Raw genomic sequence first — 20,543 nt, 5'->3', positions numbered from 1 at the left:
CATACGGATGCATAAAGATTCATCCCTCAAGATTCACCAGTGCAGTTTGGAAGGTTTTAGGGGGGAAAGACACAGGGTTTACAGCGTAGGCCCCAGAATAGCTCTGAGGCTGTCTGAGCGGCGCGCGTAAGATGACCTTATGATAAATAACGCTTAACTTTTTTTATCCTCGACACTGATAACATCACCTTTTTTAATAAGCCTTTCAGCATCTTTGGCGCTGTACCCAATTATATCGATTTTATCGCCATTTTTTCGTCTTATAACAATGCGTTTATGCTTATTTTTGTTGATATAAGCGATGAGAACCCTTGCTAAGGGCATGGAGTACACCAGTAGGCTTATGTAGGTGTACACCACATCACCCGAATCGAACGTCATTCGGTCTCTAGCTGGCGTTTCATATTTTATTTCAGCATCAAGTAGCGCCTTAGATAACTCACGATCCTCTCTAGGTAAAAGCAGCGTTATTTCTTCACTTCTCATTATTTCCCCTTTGGTGGATGGTTCGTTTTGACAAAAGAATACCTAATTCACCCTTGATGGGAATATAAAAATCACTGGGAGCGTAGCGACCTTCGTCACGATAGCAGGCGGAGGTTCCATCCGCTCCCCGCCACTATATCCCTGTTTATTCCCTGAGGGGACTATGCCTTTGGGGATACGAAATCCCTCCTCTAAGCCTCTGACATCGTAACCACAAACAGCCCTTGAAGATAGTGAACGTACTGTCCATTTTGTATACCAGATCCCCGGTCAGGCGGACCGGTTTTTTGTCTCTGTATCGCGAAAGATTATGGAATAGTATGCTGCATTTAAAAGTAAATTGCCGCCGGAAGGTATTTTTTTCCTCCTTAAACCGATTACATTTTAACAAGCCTTGAAAAAAGAGGTAACATCGCCGACGATTCAGTGAAATTTAATATTTCCTGCTACGCATTAACCTATTGCGAGCTTTTAATATAATGAAAATTAAACTACCACAGCTTAAAGCCAGTCTGATCCTGCCGGTTATCTTCCCGGCGGCAGGCCTGGCTGCCACCCCGTCACGGACGGAGACTTCATCGCCGGTGATGATCGTTACTGCCACTCCGGTCAACCACGGTCTGTCTGAACTGGATACCCCGGCGGCCGTCAGTGTCGTCTACGGTGAAGATATGCGCAGAGCCCAGCCTCAGGTAAACCTTTCTGAAGGTCTGGCCGGGGTTCCGGGGCTGCAAGTCCTCAACCGCCAGAACTATGCCCAGGACTTACAGCTCTCGATCCGCGGCTTTGGTTCCCGATCCACCTTTGGTGTCCGCGGCATCCGTATTTATGTGGATGGCATTCCGGCCACCATGCCGGACGGACAAGGCCAGACATCGAATATTGATATCGGGTCGATTGACCATGTGGATGTGCTGCGCGGTCCTTTCTCCGCGCTTTATGGCAACAGTTCAGGCGGGGTCATCAACGTGGTGACCAAAAAAGGCCAGCAACCGGATACCCTGAAAGTTGGTAGCTGGTATGGCAGCTATGGTAGCTGGCGCAACAGCCTGCAGGCCAGCGGGTCGACCGGCGACGGCACCCATGCCGGCGATGTGGATTACACGGCGTCCGTTTCACGCTTCACCACCCACGGCTACCGGGACCATAGCGGTGCCAGCAAGGATCTGGCCAATGCCCGGCTGGGGGTGCGGATCGATGATGACAGTACCCTGACCCTGCTGGTTAACAGTACCCATATTCAGGCCGATGACCCGGGCGGACTGACGCCGGAGGAATGGCGGGCAAACCCTGAACAGGTCGCGCCTAACGTCAGCCTGTACAATGCCCGAAAAACCGTCGATCAGACACAGGCCGGCCTGCATTATGAGCGTTCTTTCGGGGATAACGATGACCTGAGTGTCATGACTTATGCCGGGATCCGTGAGACCACACAGTACCAGTCAATTCCTTACACCGCGCAGACCAAAAGTCAGAAGTTCGGTGTGATCGACCTGACCCGCCACTATCAGGGCATCGACACCCGCTGGACGCACCGTGATACCCTGTTTTCATTGCCGGTCAGCGCCACCGTCGGCCTGGATTATGAAACGATGTCAGAGCAGCGTAAGGGTTATCAGAACTTTTCACAGAGTGGCAGCAGCTACACTGACTTAGGTCAGAAAGGGGCTCTGCGCCGTGATGAAACGAATCTGATGTGGAACCTGGACCCCTACTTCCAGACGGCCTGGCAGCTTTCCGATAAATGGTCACTGGATGCGGGTGTACGTCTGAGTACCATCAGTTTTGACTCGGATGACCATTACCTGGCGAACGGCGATGACAGCGGTGATAAACGCTACCACCAGTGGTTACCCGCAGCCTCGCTGAAATATGCCATTGATGACAGCTGGAATACCTATCTCTCTGCCGGTAAAGGGTTCGAGACGCCGACCATTACCGAGCTGTCTAACCGTCCCGACGGGCAAAGCGGTCTGAACCTGGGGCTGAAACCGTCCACGAATAAGACCATTGAATGGGGCACCAAAAAACGTATCGGTTACGGTCTGCTGAATGCGGCGGTCTTCCAGACAGATACCCGTAACGAAATCGTATCGGCAGATAACAGCAACGGGCGCGCCACCTACAAAAATGCCGGTCAGACCCGGCGTCGGGGGATGGAGCTTGGATTTGAACAGCAATTTGCCGGAGACTGGCAGCTGACCACATCCTGGACGGTGCTGGATGCCCGCTACCGCAGTAATGCCTGCTCCGGCAGTGACTGTACCGGGAACCGGATCCCGGGGATTGCCCGCAACATGGGTTACCTCGGGCTGGAGTATGCACCGTATTCCGGCTGGTACGGCGGTGCCGATATTCGCTATATGAGTAATATCGAAGCCAATGACGAAAATACCGTCAGTGCCCCGTCGTACACCGTCAGCTCGCTAAACACCGGGTATAAATGGCTGGTCGACAACTGGACGGTGGATCTTTCCGGGCGCATCGACAACCTGTTTAACCGCAAGTATGTCGGTTCAGTCATTGTTAACGAAAGTAATGGTCGTTATTACGAATCTGCGCCGGGCCGTAATTACGGTGTCGGTCTGAACGTTAGCTACGCCTTCCGCTAAAGCGGATAAGGTCACAGGCAATCACCCGCCTGTGACCTTTCACCTACACCCAGCGAACCATCCACTTTGCCATCAGCGGCCCAAGGATCAACACCGCAATAAACCGCCCTGTCTGCATCGACATCACAAAGGGCTGATCCACATGACTCGATGACGCAATGATAGCGACCGAATCCGCCCCGCCGGGACTGGTGGCCAGGTAGGCTGTCAGCGGATCAATACCGGCGTAATGCACCAGCAGCCATGCAAAACCACAGCAAATCAGTAATAAAGTACAGACCGATACCAGAACGCCGGGTAATGCATGCAGCGCGTAGCGCAGGATCTGTCGCGTGAACCGGAATCCGATAGCCCATCCGATGACCGTATAGGCCAGCGCCAGAAACCAGAGCGGCAGCTCAATCCGGAATCCGAAAAAATTCTGCAACAGGCAGGCAAAGAACATACTTAACAGCATCGGGCCGGCCGGCAGACGGATAACTCCCGCCAGTAAGGTACAGCCAGCGATCAGCGCCAGAGTCAGCAGAAAGGCATGCAGATCCAGCGGCGCGAAAAGCACCGGTACCGGTATCGCCTGACCACTGTTTTCGGTAAAGAAGTGGCTTACCAGCGTCGCGAGTAATGCCACCATCAATACCCGCAGATATTGCATAAACGCAACCAGCCGGGTATCGGCCCCGAAATCACCGGCCATCAGGGTCATGGCGGTTGCCGCGCCGGGAGAAGAGCCCCATAACGCGGTACTGCCCGGCAGCACCCTGAGTTTTGCCAGTATTCCGCCCAGCAAGGTGCTGGCGATAATGACACTGAAAACGCTGAGGATGAACAGAGGCCAGTGATGCTGCATTTCAGTAAATACACCGGATGGCATCGCCCTGGCAATCATACTGCCGACAACAGCCTGTGCCAGTCGCTGCCAGCGGGGTGCTAACGCCAACGGCTGGCCGGACGCTGCAAAAATTATCGCCGCAAACATCGGCCCCAGCAGCAAGGCCGCCGGCAGATGAAAGTACTCCAGCACGATGACGGCCCCTGCAGAGCACAGGACCAGCAGCAACCAGCGGAGCGGGCCCGGAATACGGGAAGAGGCTCTGTTCATCCGGCCACTCCGTACCCGCCCCCGGCCGTTGCCACTGCCACGGAAGGGTCTGCATCGTGATGACTGCCGGAGGACGACAGCCTGGTAAGGACAGGGATATTGGACAGGGAAAACGGGCCGCACGGCAGCATAACCATTGGGGATCTCCATATACACCGGGGCAGGATGGCTCAGGCAGCCGGTAAATGATCTGACCCGCGCATCGCAGCAAGGGTATCTTCCTGAACCTGTTTTTCGCCCGCAGAATCTGGCAGGACCGATAAAAGACCTGTCGCTTTTTCGCCCGGGACTGAGTTCATTCGCAGTAGCATAACCAGCTTCCGTATCCGCCGCAAATATCTGCTACCGGCAGAGGGTACTGCGGCTAAGGCGGGGATACGGGAATATCGCCATCAAAATGCCGTACTTTTTACCGTACCGGTATGTTAAGACCGCTGCGTCTGAGTCAAACGCGGATTCAGGGTTGAGGGTTGAGGGTTGAGGGTTGAGGGTTGAGGGTTGAGGGTTGAGGGTTGAGGGTTGAGGGTTGAGGGTTGAGGGTTGAGGAGTCAGGGTTCAGGAATCAGGAGTCAAAGTTCAGGTGTCAGGTGTCAGGTGTCAGGGGTCAGGTGTCAGGTGTCAGGTGTCAGGGGTCAGGGGTCAGGAGTCAGGAGTCAGGAGTCAGGAGTCAGGTCAGGTCAGGTCAGGTCAGGTCAGGTCAGGTCAGGTCAGGGTTTCAGCCAGACGGTAATATTTCGGTGTAAATCCCGATACAGCAGGTTTACGCCCTTTCCCTTACGGCAGAGCCAGACAGTCAGACTCCCTTTTCAGTCACCACAGATAACCTGCGCATCACCATAACTTAATCAGAAAAGGAAGTTAGCCGCCAGACCATGGGGCGATGTACCGGGAGAATGCAGCCCCGGATACCTGTGGCACGCTATCGTACCCCGTCGGCAAAGACCGGCTGTAAGCCGCATCAGCTGTGCGCTCAGGGGCTATGGCCGGGCGATGGAACCGCTTGTCCGGGGATAGCGGCAATGCTATGTTGTGCTCCTCTTTACCCCGGAGTCTGACTGATGTCCCTGCATTCCCGTTTACCGGCCATTACCTTACCGATGGTGATATCCGGCGCTGTTGCCGTACTTATCGGTTATGCCAGTTCGGCCGCCATTATCTTCCAGGCTGCCCGCGCCGCCGGCGCAGATACCGCATTAACTGGTAGCTGGCTGGGTATGCTGGGCGTCGGGATGGGGATCACCTCTTTCGGCCTCTCTCTGCGTTACCGGATGCCAATCCTTACCGCATGGTCTACCCCGGGCGCCGCTATGCTGGCGACCAGCCTGAATGGCGTCAGCCTCTCTGATACTATCGGGCTGTTTGTCTTCACTAATCTGCTGATCGTTATCTGTGGCGTCAGCGGACTGTTTTCAAAACTGATGCGCTATATTCCCGCTTCTATCGCGTCCGGGATGCTGGCGGGGATCCTGTTGCACTTCGGGTTACAGACCTTCAGCGGACTGCAGCAAAATTTACCGCTCTGTCTGGCGATGTGTCTGAGTTTTCTGCTGGCACGCCGCTGGTCCCCCCGTTATGCGGTGTTTTTCACCCTGCTGACCGGCGCATTGGTGATCATCGTTCAGGGACAAACCTCTCTGTCAGGGGTCAGCTGGCATCTGTCGGCACCGGTTTTTATCAGCCCGTCGATCAATATTCCGCTGTTACTGGGTGTCGGTTTACCCTATTTTCTGGTCAGTATGGCTTCTCAGAATGCCCCCGGCATCGCCACCCTCAATGCTCACGGCTATCCGGTGCCGGTCTCACAGGTCACCACCCTCACCGGCGCGGTTGCCCTGTTACTCTCTCCGTTTGGCGGTTTTTCGGTGTGTATTGCCGCTATTACTGCCGCCATCTGTATGGGCGAAGACGTGCACCCGCAGCGTAACCAGCGCTGGGTGGCGGCGGCGATAGCCGGCCTGTTCTATCTGGTCACCGGGGTGTTTGGCTCAGCGATTGCCGTGCTGTTCAGCACACTTCCTCCGGTATTTATCCATACCGTGGCCGGCCTGGCCTTACTGACCCCGCTGGCCGGCAGCCTGCACCGTTGCCTGGAGCGCCCGGAACAGCGGGATACAGCGATAGTGACTTTCCTGATCACTGCGTCCGGTGTTTCTCTCGCCGGTGTCGGCCCTGCCTTCTGGGGGATGATTGGCGGCAGCCTGTGCCATATTCTGCTTAGCCGGCGGGTGGTGACTATATATCGTCCGTCCCGGCCCTCCGGTTACCGCTGGCAAAAACCGTTCCGTCGCAACCGCGCCGGACACAGGGTAAAAAAATGATCTCCCGCCTGCGCCCCCCTTGCCGGCACGGCAGGTAATGGTCCGGTAAGGCGGTCAATTTATCGTTTTATGTCACGTTTTGCTGAGTATCCGGCTGCGTAATATCTGCCTGTAATTTTGCTGGCAATTTCTTACACCGCGAAAGGCATTCAATGACATATACATTCCTTACCGGTCCCCCCCCGGGGGCTGCGCCCCGTCCGGACTGCGCGGCCTGCCGGTCACTGAATACAGCGATCAATTCCATGCCTTGTTACAACTGCAGGGAATGCCGGAGATCGCCGCCTGTTTCGCCCTCCCGATCAAAGGGCCGCACAGTGCGGTCGCTGAGTGGTTTACTCCGCTCGAAGGCCCGGTGATCCCCTGGAAAGAGGCAAATGAAACCCGCCAACAGCAAGCCATTGGTTTGTTACAGTCAGCCTTTACCCGCCTGCAGGCACTCCGTGAGCAGTGCCTGAACTCCGGGTATCCGGCAGGGCTGTTTTATGCCGAATTGCTCGATAAGATTGCCTGCTTTCCGGGGCCTGACTCACTCTGGCTGGCCGGTAACCAGCCGGTGATCACCGGCTGGGGCTTCCGAAGCAGTGATGGCGGAGCGGAAGAACTGCTGCAACAAATGGCCATTCAGTTATCACCACCAGACCTGCCGGTGATCGGGGTGGCTATCCCGGTCTGTCACGATCTTACGGTCACAGCCCCTCTCCCTGAACAGGTAATGACCCGGCGGACACCGTTGTTCAGACGGTCCCGACGCCGATACGCGATACCGCTGGTTTCAGGGGTATTGCTGACGCTGCTGGTCGTCTATGGCGTATCCCGACGTCCTGGTCAGTTGCCGTTACCCCCGCAGCCCCGGCCGCCGGCCGCCGTAGTTAAACCACCGGCCCCGGAGGAGGTGACAACGTCACAAAATACTTTAACCGCAATCCACCTTCCCCGGACTCCGGCAGTTCTGCAGCCCATAGCGACGGAGCACAAGTCCCCGGTGACACAGCAAAAACCGCCGCCGGAACGGTTGAAGTTACCGCAACAGGCGCAGAAAGCGGGCGATATCGGCTTTATGAATGGCCGCTGGTTTGCCCTGCTGAACAACGGCGGTCAGCCTGTACGGCTCCGCTTTACTTATAAAGATGGTCAGGGAGCCGTAGTGATGTCTCTCAGCAATAACGTCCGATGTCAGGCGAAGAGCCAGGCCGGATGGTTACCCTCCGGTAAACTCTCATTGCGCAGCCGTTACCGGGCCACCTGCAGCAACGGTCGCCGGCAGCCCGCACCCGATATACTTTGTACCCGCTCAGGTGACAATACAGCCTGTACCATTGCAGAGAATAATCAACAGCCCCCCCGCCCGGTTATCCTTTACAGCGGGGAGCCTGAATAATGTCATTAAGCTCCCTGCTGGCTCAGCGGTTCGTCCTGCTGGCGAACAGCGGCATTCAGTTTGCTGATTTTTCCCTGCCGCCTGCCCTGCGCGATCACGACAGATACTTTGTCCGTCAGACGGCAGCCGGCCCCTTAGTTCGTGTTTATCAGTCCGGCCGTCCGGGCCGCTTTGTTCTGCCGGACGGTGATCATAGCGGTGAAGAGATCGTCCGTCCGGAATATCATGCCCGACTGAAGGACAGTCTGCGTCATTACCGGAATGTGTGGTTGCCGTTACCTTTTTTCCGCAGTCTTTCCCCGGGTCACTATGGCCAGGGGCCGGTTAACTGGGTACGGGGGTTTATCACGGCCGGAGAGGATGCGGCAACGGATTGCTACACGCTTTCCCTGGCCTTTGATACCACAACGGGAGAAGACCCGTTGCTGCAACCGGATAGCAGCGATTGCGATAACCAGCGGACCTTCGGGCTTTGCTGGCAGGATACGGAAATCGCCGGTTTTATCCGACAACGCTGGCTGGATAACTGGCTGCGGGCGGTATTCAGGGAGGAAACTGCCGGCCAGACAGAGCCCGCCTCGTCTTTTGACAGAAATAACCGCCGGAATTTTACGCATCAGGCCCACTATCTGAATCTGCTGGAGCTTTTCCACCGCGTGCTGGGAGAAGAGCCGGTCGTGATTTTTCCGGCGCAAACCGCCCGCGACCCTGTCCCCGTTGATCTGATCCTGGATACCGGTAACAACCGCAGTTGCGGGGTCATCAGTGAAGAGCACCCGGGTGAGAATAATGGACTGCAATACAGCCGGGAGCTGAAGATCCGCCAGCTGTCGGCGCCGTCACGCGTCAGCGAAGGATGTTTCAGCAGTGAAATCGCCTTCGCCGTATCCCCGTTTGATCAGGGGAGATTTTCCGCCGCCAGTGGCCGGGCAGATGCCTTTTGCTGGCCTTCGATGGTCAGAACCGGGGATGAAGCGCGGCAACTGACCCGTCCGTTATATTGCGGTGATGGCCGTCAGGGCGTCAGTAACCCCTGCCGGGCGCTGCGGGATGACAGACCGCTGCATAATGGCTGGGAGTATCCGCACCACCAGCCCTTTCATGGCAAAGCCATTTTGTCCCCGTTTACCTGCCTGTTAAATGATCAGGCTGAACTTCTGAGTGACTTACCGCCCGGCACCCGCTTTCCGGTGACGGAGGCCTCTTTTCCGCCCGCCAGTCTGATGATGTTTATGCTGTGTGAACTGCTCAGCCACACGCTGAGCCAGATAAACAGTCCGCAGCACCGCCGGCAGATGCCGGACAGTCACCGCTTTCGGGCGATCCGTTCGGTAACGCTGGTGCTGCCGGGGACCACCACGGCCATCGAAAAAGCAAAAATTCAACGGCTCACCGGCCAGGCCCTGGCGCTGGTTCATCAGCGACTGACCGGCGGTCGGGCCAGCGGACAACAAAACGACGCCATTGATCCGGGCCGGGTAGAGATTATTCTGCGGGATAATAATTACGGGCAGTTGATCTGGCTGTATCAGCAACTCTGTCTCGCCGCGGATCCCCGCCAGCCCTGTGCCGGTCTGATACGCCAGTGGCAACGCGCTTCCCTGACCGGCACCCCGCAGGAACTCCGCATTGCTACCCTTGATTGCGGGGCAGATTCACTGACTGTTGTTGTTACCCGCTATCGGCTTGCAGAGGTTAGCGGCCCCGGCCTGAGAGGCTTGCAGACCACTCATAGTTATCGCGGTGCCTATCCTGTGGCCGGCGAATCACTGTTAACAGATATCACGCGATGGTTTTTCCTGCCGGCACTGGAACAACACCTGCAACGGTCAGGGATCGCGCGGCCTGCCGGTGTACTCCGTCAGCTATTCACCCCCGGGGTCAGTTGTGACGGTGATAATGGCTGGCGAAGACAATTTGTGACTCAGTTTCTGCGGCCGCTGGCGATAACACTGCTGCAACGCTACCGGCAGGCGGAGAGATCATTGCTACTGATGGAAGGCAAGGCGACAGAATATCTGCCGGCCCCCCCCGACCCGCAGGTAATCAACTATTTTTCCGCCAGGGTGAGTGAATTATCGGCATGCATGCCGGTCTGTGACCCGACAGAGATGCCGCTGACCATTGCTATGGCAGAGGCTGAAACGTTTTTCAGTGCAGAAAACTGCCGGCTCAGTCAGCTATTGTCACTTATTTGTGACAACGTCACAGAACACCGTCCGGATATTATCCTCTGCTTCGGCGGCAATGCGACACTCCCCTTTATCCGGCAGCGACTGGAGAGAGGCCTCTCGCTGCCTCCTGAACGGGTGATTACACCAGACAGACTGCCGATCAGCGAGATTGTCCCGTTCTGTCGCGAAGGAAAGTTACCGCACGGGAAATACGGCAGTGTCCTCGGTGCCTTAATACACCGGTTAATCACCCGCAGAAAATTGCTGGCCGGCTGCTTTTCCACCCATACACTTCCCGAGGTCAACCTGCTGCGGGTGACGGGGGTTCTGAACGACAACGGGAGGATCCCTGCTTCTGAGGTATTACTTTCGTTACCGGAATTCCCGGATGCCCATGCTACCGCACAAATTAAGCTCTTTTTGCAGCACCGGACAGTACTGGGCTTCAGGGGGGCGGACAGTGAAACCGGCCCGGCCATACCTCTGCTGACCCTGCAGCCGGAGACTGCCGGATTGAGTGACGAAGACATCACCCGGGGATTGTGGGTCACATTACACTGGCAGGCGGATGACCAGGGCCGGTTCAGCCGTCTGCCGGAGGTGACCCGGGTGACGGTGGCTGGGGGACGGGTTCTGCCAGCGGCGACGGTCAGCATAACACTCAGCCTGCCGGAAGGGTCTGACTGCCCGGATGCCCTTTGCTGGCTGGAGGATGGGCGTATTGCAGGCTATCCGCCCTCAGTCTGACGGTGCCGGACGATCCCGCTGACTGACTTCGCCGGCCGGTGCTCCACTCACCAGGGATAACCGGCCGTCCAGCGCCGCGGACGCTTCATGCAGCACCGCCAGCACCGGGGTCAGTTCATCGGTCACACAGGACAGATTCTCCAGCCGGAACACCGCCGGTAGCGTCATTCCACCGGTCAGCCAGTCCCACAGCGCATCCAGGTTATTACCGAAGGCCGGAGGGCAATGGCTGTGCTGCACCAGATGGTGATAAAACGCAGTCCGGCTGGTGAGTTCGCGGAAATCGAAGACTATCGTCAGCATTTCAGGGGATCCTTGTAAAAGTCCGATAGTGGTCGGTCGTCAGATAGACCATCCCGTCAGACGAATAAAGCAGACGATCTGCATTACGGTGTCCGCAGCGGTAATTGACATCCGCTTCATACCAGCGCCGCCCTGCGGCATCCGGCAGCCGCCCTTCGCGGTTAGAGAAATGGTCACCACCGATGGCTTTGCCAGGCAGAACGTCACACAGATTAGCCCGGGCAGGATCCCAGCCATCATGACGGGCTTCCCCTTTTCTCACGTAGTAGTCCGGTAACCGATGGTACTGGTGGATCCAGGCCGCCACTGTCTGTGGTGAAGTCGCTGCGGTGATATCACTGGCTGCGCCCGGTTCTGCACTGTGTGTACGCACCGTGGTCGCTGCCGTTGACGGGTTATGTAACGCAGGTTTAATTCCGAGCCAACTGGCAATCAGGGCGATAACTAATGCGCCCCAAAGTTTCTTTGACATAATCATTCCCTTAAACAGAACGGGATGACTATACCTTTAATCTGTACCGGCTGTCAGCGTTGGTTCTGTATCAGCGTAGTGAAAACCCTGAAACACCCGGCCTGCTGACGAAGGTGCAGCAGATCAACAGCCCGGATGACCCCTTAGAAGTTTCCCCTCTGCGGCGGTGACAACATAGTTTACCTCCGGCGGTACCGGGCCTGGGATAAATCCCCCCGTCAGACCCGCTCACAAAGGATATGCGCAAAGCCCTGGCCGGTGGCGGAAGTCACAGGCATAAATACAGATGCCGGATCATGCCACGGAGGAATACAGTCCGTCAGATTTGGTCACGACACGAGGGATATGCGCAAAGCAATGGCAGGTGCCGGTAATCACGCACATAAATACAGATATCGGATCAGGCCACGGAGGAATACAGTCCGTCAGATTTGGTCACGAGACGAGGGATATGCGCAAAGCAATGGCAGGCTCAGGAAATCACGGGCATAGATATATGTCTGGTATTATCGCCGCCGGCAGAGAATAGACAGCCCTCTCAGGCAAACCAAGGTACCGGCAACAGACCACCTTAAGGCCCTCCCGTCTCCCCCGCAATCGCCTGCCGCTGCCGGATCAGGCTCATAACGAATGACGTTTACCTCACTGGACATACACAGGGAGGAAATGTCAGAGATGAACAGGGGCACGGGAGAGCAGATACCGCCGGCAGGCGTCGCTGACATTATGGTTGCCCTGGTGTGGCGCATAATATGTCAGCGGGAAGCTGCCGGGGAGACGGCGGATGCCGTAACGGATTAATGCAGGTATTGCGGGCTGCTGTGCGTCGAGGAACGACGCCAGGTGCCGGGCGCCATACCAAATTCCCGCTTAAAGCTACGATTGAACGATTGCTGCGAATCAAACCCCATCGAGATAGCTACGGTCAGAATAGGATCATTGGTGGACGTCAGTCGGCAGGCTGATTTTTCCAGCTTTTTCTTACGAATGTATTCACCGAGGGCATAACCCGTGTGTTCTTTAAACATCCGTTGTAAATGCCATTTTGAGTAACCGGCCCGTTCCGCTACCAGATCCAGGTTTAACCGGTTTTCAATGTGATTATCGATCCAGCTGATCAGGTCGTTGAAAAAAGCGCTGTTCATCAGTCTCTCCATCCGGACTTAAAGAAATAGTATCTGTTGCAGTTGCATTTAATGGTGCGCCAATAATCGCTAAAATGCAAACATTATAGTTGCATTAAATGCCTTACAATGGGCGGGGATATTGGGTCAGTACGGGAAAAGTACCGTGACAACAGAAGGATAGCTGCTGTCACGGGGATATTAACTGTCGGGAATTTCGCTGACGTGATTATCTGCAGGGTGATGTTCTGCCGCAGGTGGCTTTGCTTGTGCACGTACGGTGATTTCGGCCAGCGCATCGGCGACCGAGCGTTTCGCCAGCACATTCAGTGATGCCTGTTCTGCTTCTTCGGCCAATGATTTGAAATACCAGCAGACATTGGCACTGACCACGCAGCAGGGTTTCTTCACATCCGGGCGTGAATTCAGCAGCTTCTTCTCATCCGTCACCGACAGATAGATATCGCGCAGCGAAATATCCTCAGCCGGGCGGGCCAGGTGGATAGATCCGGTACGCCCGAGGGTGGTGGCAATAATGCCATCACGGGTTAAGGGCACCATCAGTTTGCGGATCAGGCTGGGGTTGGATTCCATGCCCTGCGCGAGGATAGCACTGGTCGAGCGTTTTCCGTGCTGCTCTGCCATAGCAACACTCAGTACCATCTGTAGTGCTGTAGGAAAGCGATAGTCTAACATTCCGGTTCCTCTGAGAGGTGATACTTATAAAATTACAGTCTGAAACATCATCAAGTTTAACAAACTATCCCTGACGTGAGAAGCAACCCCCGGCCTGCACCGCACAGAACTTTAAGTCAGCCCCCTCGCCAGTCTGCCGGCGCCCAGTAAACCGCCCTGCTGCTGATACCGGGCTTGTTCGATAATTGCTCCCCGGCAGGGACGTAATATCCTGGCCCTCAGGTCCTCATCCAGCCGGGCCATCAGTTCCGGCACAGAAGCCAGGCCGCCCCCGGCGACGATCCTGTCCGGCCCGAGGGTATTTACCACCACCGCCAGCACTTCACTGACCAGCTGGCTCCAAAGGGTCACCACCTTCAGGGCATCCGCGGAGTGATTCAGCCACTGTTCAATAATGGCCCGGCTGTCTGCGGGGCGTCCCAGCAGATGCTGATACAGGCGCTCCAGCCCTCTGGCCCCGCCCAGCGTATCCAGGCAACCGATCTGCCCGCAGCCACAGCGCAAACGAGGCAGATGCAGGATCTGTCCCTGGTAGTCGAACTCTGTCCTCGTGATCGGCCCGTGCCCCCACTCACCGGTCAGCCCGCCGGGACCGCTGATGATTTGCTGATTAATGACCAGCCCCCCGCCAACACCACTGCCGAGGATAATTCCCAGCAGAACAGACTGGCCCTCACCTCGCTCGGCTGAGGCCTCTGCCAGAGTAAAACAGTCAGCATCATTGGCTATCACCACCTGACGCTGTAAAAAGGCACTCAGCTCACGCGCGACGGTTCGTCCGCGAAACGCCGGAATATTTCCGGCCAGTATGGTGTCGGCGCGCGGGTCAACCACACCGGCTGCAGAAATAGCGACCGGTGAATCCTCTGTCAGGTACGGTGCGGCGGCATTCAGTAACTGCTGCAGTGCCCGGCAGAACGCTGGCCAGTCATCGGCCGGCATCGTCACCTTACCGGTTTCTGTTAAGGTGTTATCTCCGTGATACACCGCACTCTTAATAAAACTTCCGCCCACATCGAAACACATGACTGCTTTGTTCATTCTCTCTCCCCGTCCCGGCCAATTCTCCGGCCGCAGTATAAAGGGAATATTCCGCGGGGGGTATCCGTCATCGCCCTCAGAGGCCGCGATGGCCTGACTGACCACGAAAACCGCACAGACTTGCATTTCTCTGTATCGGCACCGACAATAGTATGTTGTAACTAAACAAACAGTTAAACGGAGGAGTGTCTGATGCGCTATACCCTGGTCTCTGAAATGCGACAGTGTATTGATGAAATGGAGCAGCGGCTGGGCGAACTGACCGCCGTGCTGGAAGCCCTGCCCTTGCTGGCCGCTCGTGTTTTCACCCTGCCGGGGGTGAAAAAAGGTGATGAACAACGCCCTCTGGATACGATTCCGGTTCATCCCTATAGCGGTACTACCGCACGACGGCTGGCGCTGGAACATCTGAAATTACTGTTTATGCAACAGCAGTCCGAAAGCCTGAGTACCCGCTCTGCGGTCAGGCTGCCCGGTGCGCTTTTTTTCCAGGCAGATAAAGCCTGCCTCAGCGCTTTACAGGACCAGACCGGCGAAATAAACCGGCTGAAACAACACCTGGAAAGACTGATCACCCGCGATTCCGGTCTGCCCTCCGAGGCCCGTTTCCCGTTTGTCCACCAGCATTTTCCGGGGCTGATTACCCTGAATGCCTATCGTTCTGTCACTCTGGAACCGGCCCCGGCTTCGGTCCATTTTGGCTGGGCAAATAAGCATATTATTAAAAAAGTGACCCGGGATGATATCTGTCAGCAACTGGAAAAAAGCCTGAAGGCCGGACGGGCACGTGCGCCGTGGACGCGGGAACAGTGGGCCGAAAAAGTCTCACAGGAACTGGAAACTTTGTTATCGTTGCCGGCAGATGCTCCCCTGAAGATCAAACGTCCGGTGAAAGTTCAGCCCATTGCCCGGTTGCGCGAGGAAGGCAGCCGTAAACAGCGACAACTGCCCTGCCCGACACCGTTATTGTTTTGCAGTGAATCGCGGCGCATCCCCGTGACCGGTGAACTGAATGATTATGATCAGAACAGCATCACTCACCGTCACAAACCTGCAGCCCGTGCGATGACGTTACTCATCCCACGGCTCTGGCTGTGGCTGGATCCGCAGGCGGATGCGCGCTCAGTCTGAATGTGATGCTTTCAGGTTGCCGACCATATCCTGCGGCCTGACCCACTGGTCAAACTCGTCTTCACTCAGGTAACCCAGCTGTAAAGCCGCCGCTTTCAGGGTCAGCCCTTTCTTATGCGCTGTTTTGGCAATGTCAGCGGCTTTATCATAGCCGATATGAGTGTTGAGGGCTGTCACCAGCATCAGGGAGTCATTAAGTAACTGTTCTATGCGTGGCCGGTTAGGTTCAATGCCTTCCACACAATGGCAGGTGAAGCTATCGATCCCGTCTGCCAGCAACCTGACCGACTGCAGAAAGTTGTGAATAATCATCGGCCGGTAGACATTCAGTTCAAAATTACCGGAGGCTCCCCCGATATTGATTGCCACATCGTTGCCCATCACCTGACAACACAGCATGGTCATCGCTTCACACTGTGTCGGGTTGACTTTACCTGGCATAATAGAACTGCCTGGTTCGTTTTCCGGTATCGAAAGTTCGCCGATCCCGCACCGCGGCCCTGAAGCAAGCCAGCGGACATCATTCGCAATTTTCATCAGCGAAGCGGCCAGCCCTTTCAGTGCGCCGTGGGCATGTACCAGTGCGCCACAGCCAGCCAGTGCTTCAAATTTATTCGGGGCAGTAACAAAAGGCAGCCCGGTAAAGGCCGCCACCTCAGTGGCAACTTTGACCGCATACTGCGGATGCGTGTTTAACCCTGTACCGACGGCCGTGCCGCCCAGAGCCAGCTCGGAAAGATGAGGCAGGCTGTTCTCCAGATGACGCTGATTATGCTGCAGCATCGCGACCCAGCCGGAGATCTCCTGGCCCAGCGTCAGGGGCGTGGCGTCCTGCAGATGTGTGCGGCCGATTTTCACGATATCCGCAAAGGCCCGGGATTTCTGTTGCAGCACCGCTATGATTTTCCCGAGCTGAACACTTAGTGTGTTATGCAGAGCTATCACTGCCGCAATATGCATCGCCGTCGGGAACACATCGTTAGAACTCTGGCTTTTATTCACATCATCATTCGGATGGATCAGGCGTGACATTCCACGCTCACCGCCCAGCAGTTCGCTGGCACGGTTCGCCAGAACCTCATTCATGTTCATGTTGGTCTGGGTGCCGGAGCCGGTTTGCCAGACAGCCAGCGGAAATTCCGTATCATGTTTCCCGGCCAGCACTTCATCGGCGGCGGCGATAATTGCCTGACTTTTTTCGGCCGGTAAAAGCGTCAGCGACTCATTGACGACGGCTGCAGCACGTTTGGTAATGGCCAAGGCGTCGATCAGGGCTTTCGGCATTTTTTCCGAGGATATACGGAAATGCTCCAGAGAACGCTGGGTCTGTGCCCCCCAAAGCTGGCTGGCCGGAACTTCAATTTCACCCATTGAATCTTTTTCAATTCGCTGAACTGCCATGTCACTCTCCTGATTATACGGATAAGAATTTCGGGACGAATTATTTCAGGCACAACGCCGCCGCGTTATAAGGAAACAATTCTTTAACATTATGCACCTGCCCGCCGGCAGGCTTTATCACCGGGTGCGGTTATTTCTCTCTAACCGTAGAACATCCTGCTACCTCCGCAACCCCGGCCCCGGGGAAAAGCCAGACCGCCCTTCCGCCTCTGGCGTTCAGCTTCTGTTCGGCTTGTGCCTGAAAAAATGCTATCGTTATCACTGAACGACGGAAAATCCGTGAACTATGAGTCTTCTGACGACCGGATATCCCGGCGCCGCTCCGGCGGGAAAGCGGGCAGCCCGGGAACAGCAATAGGCGGTATTCACGGGTCAGAGGCTGAAATTTAGAGATAAAAGGACAACTCGGTGATGAAGAAGACAAAAATTGCTCTGGGTGTGGTTATTGCACTGGGTGTGGTTTGGACGGGTACCGCCTGGTACACCGGCAAACAGATAGAAGCTAACATGGGTCAGCTGGTGGATAACGCGAATCAGCAGATTAGCCAATACCTGCCGGACAGTCACCTTGTGCTGACTCAGCAGGATTTCCGTCGCGGTATTTTCAGTTCACATGTACAACTGGTTTTACAGGGTGCTGCTAACGCAAGCCAGGATGATCCTCTGGCCGCTGGTCAGAAAGTGATTTTCAGTGAATCCATCGATCACGGGCCGTTCCCGCTGTCACAGCTGAAACACCTGAACCTGATCCCGGCGGCCGCCTCAGTACATTCTGAACTGGTGAATAATGATACGGTGAAGGGATTGTTCAGCCTGAGTGACGGGCATTCGCCGCTCAGTGCAGAAACCCGCCTCGGCTATGATAAATCCAGTGCGACGGCCATCGACGTCACTGCACTGAATTATACCGACAGCACCGGAAAAATTTCAGCCCAGCCTTCAGTCTTTAATCTGGCGGCAGACGGTCAGCAGAATAACATCCGTTTCAGCGCCGATGTCGGCGACGTAACAGCACAGTTTAAAAATGACAGCAATCTGCCGGTAGATATGACTATTGCCGGGCTTGATTTCTCCGGTGATACTCACCTCAGCCCGGAAGGCTTGCGACTGGGCAACCAGGCGCTGACCCTGAAATCGCTGTCTACCGCGGTCAATGGTCAGCCGGTGCTCTCGGTGTCCGGCGTCAATATGAACAGCGATTTCGATAACAATGCCGGCAAGACAGGCGGTAAAATCAATTATGTTGTCGATAAAGTGCAGCTGAAACAGCAAACCCTGGGCAGTGCGGCGTTGACCGTGTCGCTGAATAATTTCGATACCGCCTCGGTAAAACAGTTCTATGACAATTATAACGACGTGGTGAAACAGAACCTGGCCGATATCGCCAGCGGTAAACAGGACGATCCTCAGGCAATGCAGCAGTCTGTGAATCAAACCATTCTGCAGAATCTGCCGCTGATCCTGAAAGGCGCGCCGGAGCTGTCTGTCGATTCTCTGACGCTGAAAAATGAGAAAGGCGAAAGCCGCTTCTCGCTGAAAGCCGACTTTAATGACCCGTCTACCGTGACCACTGCACCGCAATCGCTGGGCCAGGTCGCCGACGGTTATATGAAAAATCTGAATGTCACCCTGTCAGTGAATAAGCCGATGGCTCAGCAATTACTGACGATCATCGGACAGTCTCAGGGATACAGCATCGAAGATGCCGGTAAACTGGCTGTGCAACAGATTCAGGGGTTATCCGCGATGGGTGAAATGTTCCATCTGGCGACCGTTCAGGGAGACAATATTGTGTCTTCGCTGCAATACAGCCAGGGCGATGTGACGGTGAATAGCCAGAAAATGCCGCTGGAACAGTTTATTCAGCAGTATGTTCCGGCAGGCCCGGCCGCCGGCGAGTGATACGGAAGGTTCAGGCGCTGGCAGACAGCGCCTGAGGTTCTGTCCATAAAAAAACGAATCCCTGTGGATTCGTTTTTTTTTGACTCGCGGACTGACAAGTTTCAGTCGTTAGCAGAGATGTTTACAGTGCATCCGTCAGGCGGTCAACCACAATCCTGCCGCTTAAATCACGCTGGGTGATACGGTAGTTGGCTGAATAAGAACGCCGGCAATTCAGTTTGTCAGAGAGTGAAACAGTACCCTTCTGTGCACCGTCTTTACCCACGATAATCCATTGATTGACTTCTTCCTGACCACGATTTTTCAGCTTAACAACGTCAGCATGTTCCAGCTGGTCGCCTTCATCAATTTTAAGATAATCTTTTAACATTTTACTGACCCCCGATTGACCTCCATTACTATATTGCGAAACATTTATCTATTCAATCGAATATATTAATCGAAGTAACCATACAATAAATAAGGCCTTTAGGATTATAATGGTCTGTTTTTCAGTCAGATAACCTTAACTATGACCTAAAGAGAAAGTAAATCTCTGGCCTTTTACCCCCGGATATTTTTATAATGTGTCGCACTTTTTTAAACTAATCCGGGTGCACGATGATCGATACCACACTTCCCCTGACAGACCTCCACCGTCACCTCGACGGTAACATCAGAGCCAACACTATCCTTGAGCTGGGCAGAGAATTTAATATTGCCTTACCCGCCAATGATCTTGCCTCTCTGCTGCCCCATGTTCAGGTGATGTCTACCCAACCGGACCTGGTCAGCTTTCTGCAAAAACTCGACTGGGGTGTCAAAGTCTTAGGCAGTCTGGATGCCTGTCGGCGGGTGGCACTGGAAAATGTGGCCGATCTCGCGCAGGCCGGTATCCATTATGCTGAACTCCGTTTTTCACCTGGCTATATGGCGATGAGTCACGGACTGCCGGTAGAAGGTGTGGTGGAAGCCGTCATCGAAGGCGTCCGTCAGGGCTGTCAGCAGTATGGTGTCCAGGTCAGACTGATCGGTATTATGAGCCGGACTTTCGGTGATAAAGCCTGTCTGCAGGAACTGGAAGGGTTACTGGCGCACCGCGACCATATCACCGCCGTCGATCTGGCCGGCGATGAGCTGGGCTTCCCGGGCGATCAGTTCCTGACTCACTTCACCCGCGCCCGTGATGCCGGTTTCCGTGTGACCGTCCATGCCGGCGAAGCGGCCGGTCCGGAAAGTATCTGGCAGGCTATCCGCGAGCTGGGTGCAGAACGTATTGGTCACGGGGTTAAAGCCATACAGGACCCGGCACTGATGGATTATCTGGCTGAACATGGGATCGGTATTGAATCCTGCCTGACGTCCAATATTCAGACCAGTACCGTCGCGTCACTGGACGTTCATCCGCTGAAACAGTTCCTGCAGCACGGTGTCATGGCCTGTATTAACACCGATGACCCTGCAGTTCAGGGCATTGAATTACCGCATGAATATCAGGTGGCTGCTCCGGCTGCCGGTCTGAATGCCGCCGAAATTCGTCAGGCACAGGAAAACGGCTTGTATATGGCGTTTTTGAGTGCTGACGAAAAACAGGCACTGCGCCGCAAGGTGGCTGCTTAAGTTGCCGTTAACGGCCCTGCTTTCCGGGGCCGTTATCGTTTTCCGCCGGCAGATTGC

The 20,543-nt window shown here is 55.3% G+C and carries 16 protein-coding genes; 7 read left to right on the top strand and 9 right to left on the bottom strand.

Annotation, left to right across the window (positions count from 1 at the left end; all coding sequences use genetic code 11):
* Positions 1-153 precede the first annotated feature (153 nt).
* On the bottom strand, positions 154-486 hold the full coding sequence (locus tag ABD035_RS04530) for a hypothetical protein (RefSeq protein ID WP_343868020.1): 333 nt from the start codon (positions 484-486) through the stop codon (positions 154-156).
* A gap of 479 nt (positions 487-965) precedes the next feature.
* Between ABD035_RS04530 and pqqU the strand changes: the two genes are divergently transcribed.
* The gene (gene pqqU, locus ABD035_RS04525; RefSeq protein WP_425579704.1) at positions 966-3,098 is read left to right on the top strand and encodes a TonB-dependent receptor PqqU; all 2,133 of its coding nucleotides are present in this window, start codon (positions 966-968) and stop codon (positions 3,096-3,098) included.
* 43 nt (positions 3,099-3,141) lie between these two features.
* Here pqqU and ABD035_RS04520 read toward each other — a convergent pair whose 3' ends face one another.
* Positions 3,142-4,197, bottom strand: a complete 1,056-nt coding sequence (locus ABD035_RS04520; RefSeq protein WP_343868018.1) for an AbrB family transcriptional regulator — start codon at positions 4,195-4,197, stop codon at positions 3,142-3,144.
* A 1,058-nt stretch (positions 4,198-5,255) separates the two neighbouring features.
* On the opposite strand from ABD035_RS04520, the gene ABD035_RS04515 reads away from it, so the two are divergent.
* The 3 genes from ABD035_RS04515 to ABD035_RS04505 all read left to right on the top strand — a co-directional run bounded on the left by ABD035_RS04515 (position 5,256) and on the right by ABD035_RS04505 (position 10,817).
* Positions 5,256-6,515, top strand: a complete 1,260-nt coding sequence (locus tag ABD035_RS04515) for a benzoate/H(+) symporter BenE family transporter (protein ID WP_343868016.1) — start codon at positions 5,256-5,258, stop codon at positions 6,513-6,515.
* A 157-nt stretch (positions 6,516-6,672) separates the two neighbouring features.
* On the top strand, positions 6,673-7,896 hold the full coding sequence (locus ABD035_RS04510; RefSeq protein ID WP_343868221.1) for an SrfA family protein: 1,224 nt from the start codon (positions 6,673-6,675) through the stop codon (positions 7,894-7,896).
* Positions 7,896-10,817, top strand: coding sequence for a virulence factor SrfB (locus ABD035_RS04505; RefSeq protein ID WP_343868014.1), 2,922 nt, complete (start codon positions 7,896-7,898; stop codon positions 10,815-10,817). The genes ABD035_RS04510 and ABD035_RS04505 overlap by 1 nt, the downstream gene beginning before the upstream one ends.
* Here the strand turns inward: ABD035_RS04505 and ABD035_RS04500 are convergent.
* From ABD035_RS04500 to ABD035_RS04480, 5 genes are all read right to left on the bottom strand, one after another.
* Entirely contained in the window at positions 10,809-11,120 is a 312-nt protein-coding gene (locus ABD035_RS04500; protein WP_343868012.1) for a barstar family protein, read from the bottom strand. The genes ABD035_RS04505 and ABD035_RS04500 overlap by 9 nt on opposite strands.
* A gap of 1 nt (position 11,121) precedes the next feature.
* Positions 11,122-11,592, bottom strand: coding sequence for a ribonuclease domain-containing protein (locus ABD035_RS04495; protein WP_343868010.1), 471 nt, complete (start codon positions 11,590-11,592; stop codon positions 11,122-11,124).
* 797 nt (positions 11,593-12,389) lie between these two features.
* Positions 12,390-12,740 carry a helix-turn-helix domain-containing protein gene (locus tag ABD035_RS04490; RefSeq protein ID WP_212712640.1) on the bottom strand — a complete coding sequence of 117 codons (351 nt, stop codon included), beginning with the start codon at positions 12,738-12,740 and terminating at the stop codon, positions 12,390-12,392.
* 177 nt (positions 12,741-12,917) lie between these two features.
* A complete protein-coding gene (locus ABD035_RS04485) occupies positions 12,918-13,412 on the bottom strand; it encodes an RrF2 family transcriptional regulator (protein ID WP_212712479.1) in 495 nt (164 codons plus the stop codon).
* A gap of 111 nt (positions 13,413-13,523) precedes the next feature.
* Positions 13,524-14,453 carry an ROK family protein gene (locus tag ABD035_RS04480; RefSeq protein ID WP_212712478.1) on the bottom strand — a complete coding sequence of 310 codons (930 nt, stop codon included), beginning with the start codon at positions 14,451-14,453 and terminating at the stop codon, positions 13,524-13,526.
* 189 nt (positions 14,454-14,642) lie between these two features.
* On the opposite strand from ABD035_RS04480, the gene tus reads away from it, so the two are divergent.
* Positions 14,643-15,584 carry a DNA replication terminus site-binding protein gene (tus, locus tag ABD035_RS04475; RefSeq protein WP_343868218.1) on the top strand — a complete coding sequence of 314 codons (942 nt, stop codon included), beginning with the start codon at positions 14,643-14,645 and terminating at the stop codon, positions 15,582-15,584.
* On the opposite strand, the gene fumC is transcribed toward tus, so the two are convergent.
* Entirely contained in the window at positions 15,576-16,985 is a 1,410-nt protein-coding gene (gene fumC, locus ABD035_RS04470) for a class II fumarate hydratase (protein ID WP_343868008.1), read from the bottom strand. The two genes, tus and fumC, sit on opposite strands and share 9 nt — an antisense overlap.
* A gap of 411 nt (positions 16,986-17,396) precedes the next feature.
* Between fumC and ABD035_RS04465 the strand changes: the two genes are divergently transcribed.
* A complete protein-coding gene (locus ABD035_RS04465) occupies positions 17,397-18,887 on the top strand; it encodes a YdgA family protein (RefSeq protein WP_343868006.1) in 1,491 nt (496 codons plus the stop codon).
* A gap of 121 nt (positions 18,888-19,008) precedes the next feature.
* Here the strand turns inward: ABD035_RS04465 and ABD035_RS04460 are convergent, their stop codons facing one another.
* Positions 19,009-19,257 carry a hypothetical protein gene (locus ABD035_RS04460; protein ID WP_212712475.1) on the bottom strand — a complete coding sequence of 83 codons (249 nt, stop codon included), beginning with the start codon at positions 19,255-19,257 and terminating at the stop codon, positions 19,009-19,011.
* A gap of 230 nt (positions 19,258-19,487) precedes the next feature.
* On the opposite strand from ABD035_RS04460, the gene add reads away from it, so the two are divergent.
* Entirely contained in the window at positions 19,488-20,486 is a 999-nt protein-coding gene (add, locus tag ABD035_RS04455; protein WP_343868004.1) for an adenosine deaminase, read from the top strand.
* The last annotated feature ends 57 nt before the right edge of the window (positions 20,487-20,543 follow it).

Origin of the sequence: Tatumella terrea (genome assembly GCF_039523755.1) — a bacterium.
Taxonomy (GTDB): domain Bacteria; phylum Pseudomonadota; class Gammaproteobacteria; order Enterobacterales; family Enterobacteriaceae; genus Tatumella; species Tatumella terrea.
This window is presented reverse-complemented; position numbering and strand designations above follow the sequence as displayed.